Origin of the sequence: Dactylosporangium sp. NPDC050588 (genome assembly GCF_040654975.1) — a bacterium.
Lineage (GTDB): Bacteria > Actinomycetota > Actinomycetes > Mycobacteriales > Micromonosporaceae > Dactylosporangium > Dactylosporangium maewongense.
Genome location: NZ_JBFAJA010000127.1, coordinates 18246 through 30768 on the forward strand (window position 1 = coordinate 18246; position 12523 = coordinate 30768).

Consider the following 12523-nt stretch of genomic DNA (forward strand, 5'->3'; position numbering starts at 1 on the left):
GAGGTGACGGCCGCGGCCCGCCGCGCTGGTTGTGGTCCGTGACGTGGCTGCTGTGCGGGGTGAGGATGAGCCGTGGGGGTGGTTGGCGCGGCCGGGGTCAGAGCGTGTTGCGGTACGGCGGCATGAACCGCAGGCGGGGCATCTGGTCGGCGAGCACGCCGCCGTCGACGACGAGATGGGTGCCGGTGATGTACCGGCCGGCGTCGGAGGCCAGCAGGAGCAGCGCGCCGACGCAGTCCTCCGGGCGCCCGTAGCCGCCGCGGAGCGGGATCCGCTCGGCCCACGCCGCCTCGAAGGCCGCGCGGTCGAACGGGAACTCGCCGTCGATCGGGGTGGCGATCATGCCGGGCGCGATCGTGTTCACGGTGATCCCATGCGGGCCCAGCTCGGCGGCGAGCGAGCGGGTGAGTAGCTCGACGGCGCCCTTCGAGGCGTTGTAGTGGGCCAGCCCGGCCTCGGCGACAAGGCCGTTCTTCGAGGAGATGTTCACGATCCGGCCGGAGACCCCGTCGGCGATCATGTGCTCGGCGACGCGCTGCGCGAGGAAGAACACGGCCTCGACGTTGACCCGCATGACCGCCCGCCAGCCGGCGACGGTGATCTCGTTGAAGTGCTCCAGCGCGGCCACCCCGGCGTTGTTGACCAGGATGTGCAGCGGGCCGTGGGCGCGGCGCAGCTCGTCGGCCCAGGGCGCGATCGCCTCGGTGTCGGCCAGGTCGAATGCGTGCGGGTGGCAGGCCCGGCCGGCGGCGGTGACGGCGGCGACGGTCGGTCCGAGATCCGCGCCGGGGCGGTCGACCGCGATGACGTCGGCCCCGGCGCCGGCCAGACCGGCGGCGAACGCGGCGCCGAGGCCCCGGGCGGCGCCGGTCACCAGGGCGGTCCGGCCGGTCAGGTCAAACGCGGTCACGACAGCCCCAGCAGGTCCAGCGACGGGCGGTGGATCAGCCGTTCGATCTGCTCGGGGTCGAGCGGGTCGAGCCCCGGGATGCCGGGGACCCGGCCGACCGCGCGCAGCCCCTCGACTGAGGCGTCGACGGTGGTGAACGGGTAGTCGCTGCCGAACAGCAGCTTGTCCCACACACCGTAGTCCTGGACCAGCCGGAGGCTGTGCCAGAGCTGGAACGGCCGGTAGTGCAGCGCGGACACGTCGGCGTAGACGTGCGGGTGCTTGCGGATGACCGCGATGCACTCCCCTTCGTAGGGGTGGCCGAGGTGGGCGAGGACCATGCGCAGCTCGGGATGGCGGATCGCGACCTCGTCGAGGTGCACCGGCAGCGCGTACCGCAGCGGCGCCGCGGACACGAAGGTGGTCCCGGTGTGCACGAGCAGCGGCAGCCCGTGCCGGGCCGCGTAGGCGTACAGGTCGTCGTAGGCGGGGTCGGCGGGATCGAACCCGGCGTACATCGGCATGAGCTTGATCCCGCGCAGCCCGAGGTCGGCGTGGCCGTGCTCCAGCTCGTCGCGCCAGCCGGGCTGGGTCGGGTCGAGGGCGAGGTAGCCGATGAGCCGGTCGGGCCGGGCGGCGACGTAGGCGGCGACGGCCGCGTCGTCGACCCACAGCCCGGATCGGCGGGCCTTGCCGCCGACGACGATCGTGCGGGTGTCGGGCGGCGCGGTGGCGGCGTACTCCGCCCAGCGCACGGTCAGGTCCACGTGACCGCCGTGGGCCCGGGAGGCCTCGGCGGCGAACGGGTCGCCGACGTGCTCCGGGCAGTCGAACAGGTGCGAGTGGACGTCGACGATCATCGGCGGTCCCGCTTCTCCCAGCCCTCGGCGAACATGTTCCAGAAGCCGTGGCTCGGCGGGTGCTCGGCGAAGACCTCGTCGTCGAGCTCGATGCCGAGTCCGGGCGCGGTCGGCAGCTCGATGTGCCCGCCGGTCATCGGCAGCGCGCCGCGCACCGCGTCGAACACGTAGTCCTCCAGCATGCCGTCGAACGTCTCCAGGATCTTGAAGTTTGGCATCCCGAGGACGGCGTGCACGGAGGCGGTGGTGCACAGCGGCGAGTTGGAGTTGTGCGGCGCGACGACCATCGCGTGCTGGTCGGCGATGGCGGCGAGCTTGCGGACCTCGGTGAAGCCGCCGGCCATCGACAGGTCCGGCTGGATGATGTCGACCGCCTCGGTGGCGAACAGCCGCGCGTACTCGTAGCGGTTGTGGAAGTGCTCGCCGCCGGAGATCGGCATCGCCGCCCGGGCCCGCAGCTCGGCGTAGCGCTCGATGTGGGTCCACGGCAGCGGCTCCTCGAACCAGCCGAGGTCGAACGGCGCCAGCTCGTGAACGAGCCGCACGGCGGTGTGCATGGCGAAGCGGGCGTGTCCCTCGACGAACAGCTCCACGTCGGGGCCGACCGCCTCGCGGACCGCGGCGACGATCGCCACCGACCTGTGCAGCTCCGTGCGGGACAGCTCGCCAAGCCCGGCGCCGAACGGGTCGAACTTGAGGGCGGTGTAGCCGCGGGCCACGGTGGCGACGGCCCGTTCGGCGAAGGCGGCGGGCTCGCGGTCGCCGGTGTACCAGCCGTTGGCGTAGACCCGGACCCGGTTGCGGCAGGCCCCGCCGGTCAGCCGGTAGGCCGGGACGCCGAGTGCTTTGCCCATCAGGTCGTACAGCGCCTGGTCGACGCCGGAGAGCACGATCCCGCCGACGTCACCGCCGCGCAGGAAGTCGCCCTGGTACAGCCGCAGCCAGATCTCCTCGACGTCGAACGGGTCGGCGCCGATGAGATGGCGGGCGGCCATCGCCTCGGCGAGCTGGCAGGTCTCGCGTCCCCGGTACGGATGGGTGATCTCGCCGACGCCGCTGAGCCCGGCGTCGGTGTGCACGCGCACGTAGGAGAAGTCGCGCCAGGCGGTGCCGAGGCTGAGCGTCTCGACGCGGGTGATCCGGCCGGCCGGCCCGACCGGGCGGGTGGTGTCGACGGTCAGCATCGGCTCACCCGTTCCCCACGGCGCCACCCATGGTGGCGGTGCCGGCCAGCTCGGTGACGCCGCCCGCGGCGAGCGTGTCGCGGACCGCCGACCGGGTGGCCTCCAGGAGGTGGTCGACGTCGGCGTCGGTGTGCGCGTAGGAGACGTGGTTGCGCTTGAGGTTGAGCGGCAGTTCGAAGACGCCGTGCTCGGGCATCCGGCGCCGGTAGCCGATGAACATGCCCGCATCGTTGCGCAACAGGTCGTCGTATGTGCGGGGAACCGGCCCGTCCATGAAGTAGCTGACAAAGACCGACCCGTGGCCGGTGACCACGGCGGACACCCCGAGGTCGGCGAAGACCTCGGTGAGGCCGGCGCGGATCCGCGCACCGAGGCGGTACACGTGCTCGTGGACCGGCTCGGTGCGCAGCTTGCCGAGGGTGGCGAGCGCGGCGGCGACCACGGCCGGGTGGCCGTTGTAGGTGCCGGCGAAGAACGCCGGCGCGCCGGGGCGGGTGCTGAACAGGTCCATCAGGTCGGCCCGGCCGCCCAGCGCGCCGATCGGGTAGCCGTTGCCGAGGGCCTTGCCGAGCGTGGTCAGGTCGGGGGTGACGCCGCTGATGCGCTGCCAGCCGCCGAGGTCGTGCCGGAAGCCGGTGATCACCTCGTCGAAGACGAGGACGCTGCCGGCGCGCGTGCACTCGTCGCGCAGCGCCTGCAGGAACTCCGGATCGGGCAGCAGGCAGCCGACGTTGTGCGGCACCGGCTCGACGATGACCGCGGCGATCTGCTCGCCGTGCTCGGCGAAGGCCGCGCGCACGGCCGGCGCGTCGTTGAAGCGCAGCACGAGGGTGGCGTCGAGGACCTCGGGCAGGATGCCGGTCGAGATCGGGTCCTGCACGCCGACCCGGTCGGGAGCGGAGATGACGTTGAGGCTGACCGCGTCGTGCCAGCCGTGGTAGCAGCCCTGGAACTTCACCACGAGGCGCCGGCCGGTGGCGGCGCGGGCGACCCGCAGCGCGTGGAACGTCGCCTCGCTGCCGGTGCTGGTCAGCAGTACCTGCTCGATGCTGGGCACCAGCTCGGCGAGGGTCTCGGCGAGCTGGACCTCGCCGTCGGTGACGGCCACGCCGCACAGGTCGAGGCGCCGGCCGGCCTCGGTGACGGCGGCGTTGACGTCAGGGTCGTTGTGGCCGAGCAGGGGCGGCCCGAAGGCCGCGTGGTAGTCGGTGTACTCGCGGCCGTCAGTGTCCCAGAAACGCGCACCCGCGGCCCGGGCGATCACCAGCTCGGTGAGCCCGGGGATGCTGCGCTGCCCGCTGTTGACGCCACCGGGGATGACCCGGCGGGCGCGCTCGGCGAGCGTGGTGCCGGATGGGACCGATCGTGGCTTCACACCTAACTCCTCATCGGTGCGGTGCCATGGCCCAGCCCGGTCATGGCGCCGCGATGTCTTCCGCCGCACGAGAATTTCTGAACACTGTTCGGTACTGCCAAACGGTGTTCAGCATCCTAAGCACGCCTGATCGACGGGGTCAACACGACGGGGGGCGCGGTTTTCGAACAGCTTTGTTACGCTGTTCGGCCTGGGCGAACAGCAGCGCGCGAAATGAGGACCATGAGCACCGACGAATCCGACAACGCCAGATACCTGGTCCGCAGCGTCAGCCGCGCGGCCGAGGTGCTGGAGGCGCTCTCCGCCGCCGCCCCCGGTCGCGGGCTGAGCGTGACCGAGGTGGCCCAGGCCTGCGGCCTGTCCAAGAGCACCGTCTTCGCCACCCTCTACACGCTGGGCCAGCACGGGCTGGCGGCGGCCGATGGCGAGGGGCTGAACCGGCGCTACCGGCTCGGCATGGCCCTCGCCCGGCTCGGCGTGCGGGCCCAGGAGCAGCTCTCGCTGCGCGACATCGCCCGCCCCGTGCTGACCAGCCTGACCGTGCAGACCGGGCTCAGCTCCCGGCTCGCCGTGCCGGAGGGCGCCCACGCGGTCGTCATCGACCAGGTCAGCAACGGCGAGCGGATCCAGCTCGACCTGCGGATGGGCACCCGCGAGCTGCCGCACTGCACCGGCCTGGGCAAGGCGCTGCTGGCCGAGATGAGCCCCGCGCAGGTCGCCGAGCTCATCGGCCGGGTCGGGCTGCCGAAACGCACCGACCACACGATCACCGACCTCGACTCGCTCCAGGCGCACCTGGACGAGGTCCGCACCGCCGGCTACGCCCTGGACGACGAGGAGGACGCCGACGGCGTGTTCTGCATCGGCAGCGCGCTGCGCGACCACACCGGCGGCTGCTGCGGCGCGATCAGCGTGACCGGCCTCAAGCTCGGCCTGCCCACCTGGCGCTACCAGGAAGTGGGCCGGCAGGTGCGGCAGGCCGCCGACGAGATCTCGGCCCGCCTCGGCCACGTCGATCACCGCGACAACGCTTGACACCGAGTTCACGGCCTGTTTAAAGTCCCGCCAACGTCACGACCAAGGTCGTGACCCTCTCGGGCGAACTAGCTGACTCCCGACGCGCCGCAGCCCCGGTGCCGGGACGTTCCGGTCAGCAGCTCCGCCGCCTGCGCGCCTCGCGCGTTTGCCCGACCTTCACCCCCAAAGAACCACACCGCTGTGCGGCGGCGTCGCCGCACGGCTGGACCGCGAAGGTTGAGGCTTTCCATGGGTCAACCCGGCTCGCCCCCACCCGACCACGTCACGCCCGAGGACCGGATCCTCGCGGTGGACACGGTCGCCGCCCTCAACGCCATCCACCCGGACCTGCTGACCGCCCGCACCATGGTCCGTGTCGCCGGCTACCACACTCCCGGCGACGGCGGCGGCACGCTGCTGCGCTGGGAACCGGCCAGCACGGCCGCCAGCAACGGCGGCACCGTCCACAATCCTTACGGCCGTCCGGCCGGCCGCTGGCTGGCCGTGCACGCGGGCGTCGGCGACTTCCGGATGTTCGGCGTCTTCGGCCGCGACACGCCGGCCGACGACGCCCTCGACGCCATGGTCGGCGATCCTTCGATCCAGCGCGTCGAGGCCCACACCGACCTGCGATTCGTCAAGCGGCACACGTTCGGCCGCAGCGACATCGAGCTCGACTTCGGCGGCCACACCGTCCACACGGACGGCATCGAGCGCAACACCCACGACAACCCGTTCGGCGCGGTGCTGTACTTCCGCGGCACGCCGACCGGTGCCCCCGTCGTCCACACGCTCACCGAGACCGTGCCGGAGCTGTCCGACGTGTTCCAGGTGCCCGACGCGCAGCAGTTCGCGGTCGGCCAGTGGTGGACCGCGACCAGCAACCCGCTCACCGGCGCCGACGAGCGCGAGCTGCAGAAGATGGTGCAGGTCACGCAGATCGTCGACGCCACCCACATCCGGGTCGGTTACCTCAACGGCTGGCAGCTCGACCCCGGGCGTACGGTCACCTGGCAGCGGGTCGAGCCGGTCCGCCGGGCGCACGTGCGCAACATGGTCTTCCTCGGGTTCGTCGCGTTCACCGGCGAGTACCCGGGGTCCGGACCGGACGACCGGGAGTACAGCGGCTCCCACCCGGTCGCCTACGAGTACGCGGTGCGCTGCGACGTGTCCGGCATCCACGCCACCGGCACGTGGTGGCCGGTCATCATGCGCCGCTGGTGCACCCACTTCACCACCGCGAACTGCACCCTGAAGAACCCGCCGACGGTCATGTACGGCGGGGCCGGCTATCTCACGCAGCAGATCTACTGCCTGTACGGCCACGTCGTCGACTGCCGCAGCTCCAACGCCCGGCACCTCAACGACCTCACCGCCTCGGCGTACTGCACCGTGGAGAACTGCCACGGCGACGGCGACGACGCCGGCGGCAACCCGTTCACCACCCATGGGCAGTACGAGCACGACCTCGTCTTCACCGGCAACTCCGGCCTCATGGACATCGCCAACAGCGGCGGGCAGTGGGGCATCAGCGCCAAGCGGATCACGATCCGCCGGCACGTCTGCTCCTGGTTCGTCGCCGGCACCAAGATCACCGACCTGACGCTGGAGGACGTGCGGGTCATCGCCCGCTCCACGTTCGACCCGGCCGGCACGCTCCAGGTCAACGCCGACGGCATCCAGATGCGCGGCTGCTCGGCCCGCACGCTGAGCATCGCGCAGCGCTCGGCCCGATCCCGCCGACCCAACATCATCGCCGACTGCGAGTTCGACCAGCCCGCCGGCACCGTCGTCCACCAGACGCCGGTCAGCAACCCGGTGCACTTCGTCCGGACCACGTTCCGCGGCCTGGACGGCGCGATCCTGCGCGGCGCCGGCCCGGTGCACTTCACCGACTGCGTGCTGACCGGCTCGCCCGGCGCGGCGCCGCTGCTGATCGGCGCCGCCGAGGTCGTCGTGCACGGCGGACGCCTGACCGACACCGGCATCGAGCTGTCGGCCGTGCGGGACCAGCGCCTGGTCGTCGGCGGCGGCGCGACCGTCACCGGCACCAACGCCCGCGGCGCGCTGCTGTCGAGGGCCGCCGGCACCGGGCAGGTTCGCATCGAGCTCGGCGACTACCGCAGCACCGCCGCCGGCACCACCGCGCACGTTCGCGTCGACACCGGCGTCAACCGGTACCGGGCCGTCGGCGCCCGCTTCGCCGGCGGCCGCCTCGTGCTCGCCGCGGCGGGCTTCGGCGGAACCTCCACGCTGCTGCACACCGGATGCGTCGAGGACGGGGTCGGCCGCGAGCTGCCCGCCGACTCCGCCCGGATCGTCACCACCGACAACCTCACCGTCTGACCGGCAGGAGACCCTTCCGATGGATCGCTCCGAATCGACGACCCGCCGCGCGCTGCTGCGCGCCTCCGGGCTCGGCGGCCTGGCCCTCGCCGGCACCGCCCTCGCGCTCTCCCCAGCCTCGGCGGCTCACGCCACCCCTTACTCGCCGGGCGACGACGCCGACCGGCTCAGCCCGATGCGCGACGCCGTCTTCCACGTCGGCTCCGTCGCGGCGCTGCTCGCCCTGCAGTACCGCGCCCTCGTCCCCGGCCAGCTCGTGCACGTCGACGGCCACCTCGCGGCCGGCGACGGCGGCGCCCGGCTGATGCGCTGGGTCCCGGCGAGCAGCGCGCCGGCCAACGGCGGCACCGTGCTCGACCCGCAGCGCGACCGGCCCGGCCCGGGCCGCTGGCTGCAGGTCCACGACGGCGTCGTCGAATTCCGGCACTTCGGCATTTTCGACGCGAAGACACCGGCCGACGCCGCGCTCGACGCGATGGTCGGCGACCCGTCGATCCACCGCATCGAGGCGCACACCGACCTGCACTTCGTGAAGCGCCACCGGTTCACCCGCAGCGACCTGGTGCTCGACTTCGGCGGGCACACCATGTCGACCGACGGGATCGAGGACGCCGGCCGTGACGACCCGTTCGCCGCCGTACTGTTCTTCCGCGGCACGGTCACCGACCAGGTCCACACCCACACCCTCACCGAGGCCGTGCTGGAGGGCTGGGACTCGTTCCAGGTCGGCGACTCCGCCGCGTTCGCGGTCGGTCAGTGGTACGCGGTCGAGGTCAACAAGCTCGCCGGCGCCTGGGAACGCGAGCTGCAGAAGCTCGTGCAGGTCACCCAGATCATCGACGGCACACACATCCGCATCGGCTACAAGAACGGCTGGGAGCTCGCCGCCGGCCGGACGCTGACCTGGACGCGGGTCGAGCCGGTCAGCAAGGTCCACGTGCGCAACCTGGTCTTCACCGGCAACGGCGGCGACCAGTACACCGGATCGCACCCGATCGCCTACGAGTACGCCGTGCACTGCGACGTCGCCGACGTCGACGCCACCGGCTCGTTCTGGCCGGTCATCATGCGCCGCTGGTGTACCCACTTCCACACGGCCCGCTGCACGCTGAAGAACCCGACCTCGGTCACCTGGGGCGGCGCCGGCTACCTCACCCAGCAGATCTACTGCCTGTACGGGCACGTCGAGGACTGCCGCACGTCCAACGCCCGGCACCTCAACGACTGGACCGCCTCCGCCTACGGCTACGTCACCAACTGCCACGGCGACGGCGATGACCAGGGCCCGTTCGTCACCCACGGCCAGTACGAGCACGACCTCGTCTACACCGGCAACTCCGGGCTGATGACGTTCGCCAACTCCGGCGCCGCGTGGGGCTCGGCGGCCAAGCGGATCACCGTGCGCAAGCACGTCTGCTCGTGGTTCGTGGCCCGGGTGAAGGTCACCGACCTGACCCTCGAGGACGTCCAGGTGATCCGCAAGGCCGGCCTCGCCGGCTCCGGCATGCTGTGGGTCAACGCCGACGGCGTCCAGCTGCGCGGCTGCTCGGCCGACGACACGCTGATCATCTCGCAGCAGTCGAGCCGCTCCGGGCGGCCGAACGTCATCGAGGGCTGCGCGTTCCGGCTCGCCACCCCCGGCACGGAGGTGGTGCAGGCCAGCGTCACCGCGCCGGTACACCTGGTGCGCACGAGCATCACCGGCCTCGACGGGCACGCGTTCAACGGGCCGGGACCGCTGTACCTGACCGGCACGACGCTGACCGGCGCGGCCACCGCCGCTCCGATCGCCGTCAAGTCAGCCGACGTCCGCGTCGAGGGCGGCACGCTCACCGACACCGGGATCCGGCTCGCCGGCGCCGCCGACCAGCGCATCACCGTCGGTGGCGGCGCGGTGCTCAGTGGTACCAACGCGGCCAAGGCCTTCCTGTCCCGCGCCACGGCGACCGGCGCCGTCACCTGGGACCTCGGCGCCTACGTGAGCACCGCCGCCGACGGCGACACCGCTCACGTCGCCGTCGAGTCCGGCCGCAACCGGTACTCGGCCGTCGGTGCCCTGTTCACCCGTGGCCGGCTGCGGCTGGCCGACGCGGGCTTCGGCGACGGCTCCTCCCTGCTGCACACCGCGTGCGTCGAGGAGGGCGTCGCCCGGTCGCTGCCGCCGGCCGGGCCGCGGGTCCGCGACACGGGCAACCTCAGCGTCTGACCAGTTACCAGCAAGGAGAAGACGACGTGGAGCGACAGGTGACGGTGGCGCTGGTGGGCGCCGGGAACCGGGGCCAGACGTACGCGCGCTGGGTGGCAGACCACCCGGAGCGGGCGCGGCTGGTCGCGGTCGCCGACCCGCGCCCGCACCAGCGCGGCCTCGTCGTGGCCGACAACCCCGGCGCCGCCCAGTTCACCGGCTGGGAGGAGCTGCTCGGCGCCGGGGTCGAGGCCGACGCGGTGATGATCGCCACCCAGGACCGGATGCACGTGGCGCCGGCCGTCGCGTTCGCGCGGGCCGGCCGCCACCTGCTGGTGGAGAAGCCGCTCGCGCCGACCGAGGCGGAGTGCCGCGAGATCGTCGACGCGGTCCGCGCCACCGGCGTGCTGTTCGCGGTCTGCCACGTGCTGCGGTACACCCCCTACACCGACCTGGTGAAGCGGGTCGTCGACAGCGGCGTGCTCGGCGAGATCGTCAGCGTCCAGCACCTGGAGCCGGTCGGCTGGTGGCACTACGTCCACTCCTATGTGCGGGGACCGTGGCGGCGGGAGGACCTCGCGGCGCCGATGCTGCTGGCGAAGTCCAGCCACGACCTCGACTGGATCAGCTACGTCATCGGCCGGCGCATCGCGCAGGTCGCCAGCTTCGGCGGCCTGCGCCACTTCCGGCCCGACCAGCGCCCGGCCGGAGCCACTGAGCGGTGCCTCGACTGCCCGGTCGAGGCCGCCTGTCCTTACTCGGCACCGAAGCTGTACCTGCCGCGGCTGCGCGAGCGGGGAGCGGTGTGGCCGGTCAGCGTCGTCACCGACGGCACCGACGAGGCCGCGCTGCTCGACGCGCTGCGGACCGGACCGTACGGGCGCTGCGTGTACAGCGGCGACAACGACGTCGTCGACCACCAGGTCGTGGCCATGGAGCTGACCGGCGGCGTCACCGCCACGTTCACCATGACCGCGTTCACCGAGCAGACCCACCGTCAGACCCAGCTGTTCGGCACCCACGGCATGCTCTCCGGCGACGGCGAGCGGGTCCGGGTGCACGACTTCCGCACCGACCGGATCGAGGTCCTGGAGACCGGCCCGGTCGGCGGTTCCACCGCCGCCGACGACCACGGCGGCGGCGACAGCGGGCTGATGGACGCCTTCATCCGCGCCGTCGCCACCGGCGACGGCGGCCACATCCGGTCCGGACTGGACCAGTCGCTCGCCAGTCACCTCGCGGTCTTCGCCGCCGAGGCGGCCCGGCACACCGGCACGGTCGTGACCGTGCCCGCGCAGTGAACCATCACTCACGAGAGGAACTACTGATGCGAGTTCGCAGGTTCGCGCCGGTCGCGGTCGCCGCGCTGGTGGCCGGGCTGCTCGCCGCGTGCGGCGGCGGGTCCGGCGACAGCGGCGGCGGGTCCGACGAGAAGGCGTCGGTCACGATGTGGATCTACCCGGTCATCCCCGACCAGGCGGCCCACACCGCCTTCTGGAATGAGCAGGTCACCGCGTTCAAGACCAGCCACCCGAACATCGACGTGAAGGTCGAGATCTTCCCGTGGGCGAAGCGGGAGGAGTCCCTGACCACCGCGATCGCCGGCGGCAAGGGTCCCGACGTCGTCTACCTGATCCCCGACCAGCTCGGCAAGTTCAACAAGATGATCGAGCCGCTGGACAGCTACCTGCCGGCCGACGCCAAGGCCGACTACCTCGACAACGTCAAGGCCGCCGTCACCCTCGACGGCAAAATGCTCGGCGCTCCGATCCTGACCAGCAGCAACCCGCTGATGTGCAACGCCAAGGTGTTCGCCGAGGCCGGCATCACCGACTACCCGGAGACCTGGGACGACCTGCTCGCCCTGGCCCCGCGGTTCAAGGCCAAGGGCTTCGACGTCACCAACTACTACGCCGACCCGGCCGCCACCCTGAACCAGTCGTTCTACCCGCTGCTGTGGCAGGCCGGCGGCGACGTGTTCAGCAAGGACGGCAAGAAGGTCGCGTTCGACGGCCCCGAGGGCGTCAAGGCCCTGACCTTCCTCAAGCAGCTCGCCGACGGCGGCTACGTGCAGAAGGACCTGCTCACCAGCATCCCGGCCTTCGAGCAGACCAACGTCGCCAAGAACAAGGTCGCCTGCACCTGGCAGCACGTGCCGGCCGACGTCAAGACGTTCTGGGGCGCGGACAACATCAAGATCTTCCCGCCGCTGAAGGACGCCAAGAGCGTCGGCTACGGCACCGTCGGCAGCCTCGCCATGCTCAAGGGCAGCTCGGCGAAGAAGGCCGCCGGCGAGTGGATCACGTTCGCCAGCCAGCCGTCGGTAACCTCGGCCTACGAGACGAAGAGCGGCTACTTCCCGGCGAAGAAGTCGGCCGGCACGCTTTACGCGCAGGACCCGATCAACAGCGCGATGGAGAAGACCCTCGCCAGCACCACGGTCGGCGCGCTGAACGAGAAGAGCCGCGAGGTGATGGGCGTGCTCGCGCCCGAGATCCAGGCGGCGCTGATCGGCAAGAAGACCCCCGAGCAGGCGCTCGCCGACGCGGCCAAGGCCGCCAACGCCCTGCTCTAAGGATCTTCATGGCGTAGTCGGACTCAAGGCGACAGGGGCGATCTACGCGGCTGGGACAGCCCACATCGGGTGAGGAGGTTCCACAGCAAGCC

General features: G+C 71.9%; 9 protein-coding genes. 5 read left to right on the plus strand and 4 right to left on the minus strand.

What is annotated here, in order from left to right; all coding sequences use genetic code 11:
• Window positions 1-97 precede the first annotated feature (97 nt).
• The 4 genes from AB0I21_RS52585 to AB0I21_RS52600 are packed head-to-tail and all read right to left on the minus strand — an operon-like array spanning window position 98 to window position 4308.
• Window positions 98-910: an SDR family oxidoreductase gene (locus AB0I21_RS52585; protein ID WP_354903176.1), complete on the minus strand. Its 813-nt coding sequence runs from the start codon at window positions 908-910 to the stop codon at window positions 98-100.
• Entirely contained in the window at window positions 907-1749 is an 843-nt protein-coding gene (locus AB0I21_RS52590) for an amidohydrolase family protein (protein WP_360572809.1), read from the minus strand. Before AB0I21_RS52590 ends, AB0I21_RS52585 begins: the two co-directional genes overlap by 4 nt.
• Window positions 1746-2933: a mandelate racemase/muconate lactonizing enzyme family protein gene (locus tag AB0I21_RS52595; protein WP_360572811.1), complete on the minus strand. Its 1188-nt coding sequence runs from the start codon at window positions 2931-2933 to the stop codon at window positions 1746-1748. Before AB0I21_RS52595 ends, AB0I21_RS52590 begins: the two co-directional genes overlap by 4 nt.
• 4 nt (window positions 2934-2937) lie before the next feature.
• The gene (locus tag AB0I21_RS52600) at window positions 2938-4308 is read right to left on the minus strand and encodes an aspartate aminotransferase family protein (protein WP_360572812.1); all 1371 of its coding nucleotides are present in this window, start codon (window positions 4306-4308) and stop codon (window positions 2938-2940) included.
• A 222-nt stretch (window positions 4309-4530) separates the two neighbouring features.
• Between AB0I21_RS52600 and AB0I21_RS52605 the strand changes: the two genes are divergently transcribed.
• From AB0I21_RS52605 to AB0I21_RS52625, 5 genes are all read left to right on the plus strand, one after another.
• The gene (locus AB0I21_RS52605) at window positions 4531-5343 is read left to right on the plus strand and encodes an IclR family transcriptional regulator (RefSeq protein ID WP_360572814.1); all 813 of its coding nucleotides are present in this window, start codon (window positions 4531-4533) and stop codon (window positions 5341-5343) included.
• Between the two features lie 231 nt (window positions 5344-5574).
• Window positions 5575-7671 carry a hypothetical protein gene (locus AB0I21_RS52610; RefSeq protein ID WP_360572816.1) on the plus strand — a complete coding sequence of 699 codons (2097 nt, stop codon included), beginning with the start codon at window positions 5575-5577 and terminating at the stop codon, window positions 7669-7671.
• A gap of 19 nt (window positions 7672-7690) precedes the next feature.
• Window positions 7691-9877 (plus strand): hypothetical protein, encoded by a 2187-nt coding sequence (locus AB0I21_RS52615; RefSeq protein ID WP_360572818.1) that lies wholly within the window; start codon window positions 7691-7693, stop codon window positions 9875-9877.
• Between the two features lie 26 nt (window positions 9878-9903).
• Entirely contained in the window at window positions 9904-11157 is a 1254-nt protein-coding gene (locus tag AB0I21_RS52620; RefSeq protein WP_360572820.1) for a Gfo/Idh/MocA family oxidoreductase, read from the plus strand.
• 26 nt (window positions 11158-11183) lie between these two features.
• The gene (locus AB0I21_RS52625; protein ID WP_360572822.1) at window positions 11184-12431 is read left to right on the plus strand and encodes a sugar ABC transporter substrate-binding protein; all 1248 of its coding nucleotides are present in this window, start codon (window positions 11184-11186) and stop codon (window positions 12429-12431) included.
• The last annotated feature ends 92 nt before the right edge of the window (window positions 12432-12523 follow it).

Excerpts from the sequence above, each read along its gene's own strand:
- AB0I21_RS52590 (WP_360572809.1), bottom strand. The coding sequence starts at position 1,749 with ATGATCGTCGACGTCCACTCGCACCTGTTCGACTGCCCGGAGCACGTC.
- AB0I21_RS52595 (WP_360572811.1), bottom strand. The coding sequence starts at position 2,933 with ATGCTGACCGTCGACACCACCCGCCCGGTCGGGCCGGCCGGCCGGATC.
- AB0I21_RS52605 (WP_360572814.1), top strand. The coding sequence starts at position 4,531 with ATGAGCACCGACGAATCCGACAACGCCAGATACCTGGTCCGCAGCGTC.
- AB0I21_RS52610 (WP_360572816.1), top strand. The coding sequence starts at position 5,575 with ATGGGTCAACCCGGCTCGCCCCCACCCGACCACGTCACGCCCGAGGAC.
- AB0I21_RS52615 (WP_360572818.1), top strand. The coding sequence starts at position 7,691 with ATGGATCGCTCCGAATCGACGACCCGCCGCGCGCTGCTGCGCGCCTCC.
- AB0I21_RS52625 (WP_360572822.1), top strand. The coding sequence starts at position 11,184 with ATGCGAGTTCGCAGGTTCGCGCCGGTCGCGGTCGCCGCGCTGGTGGCC.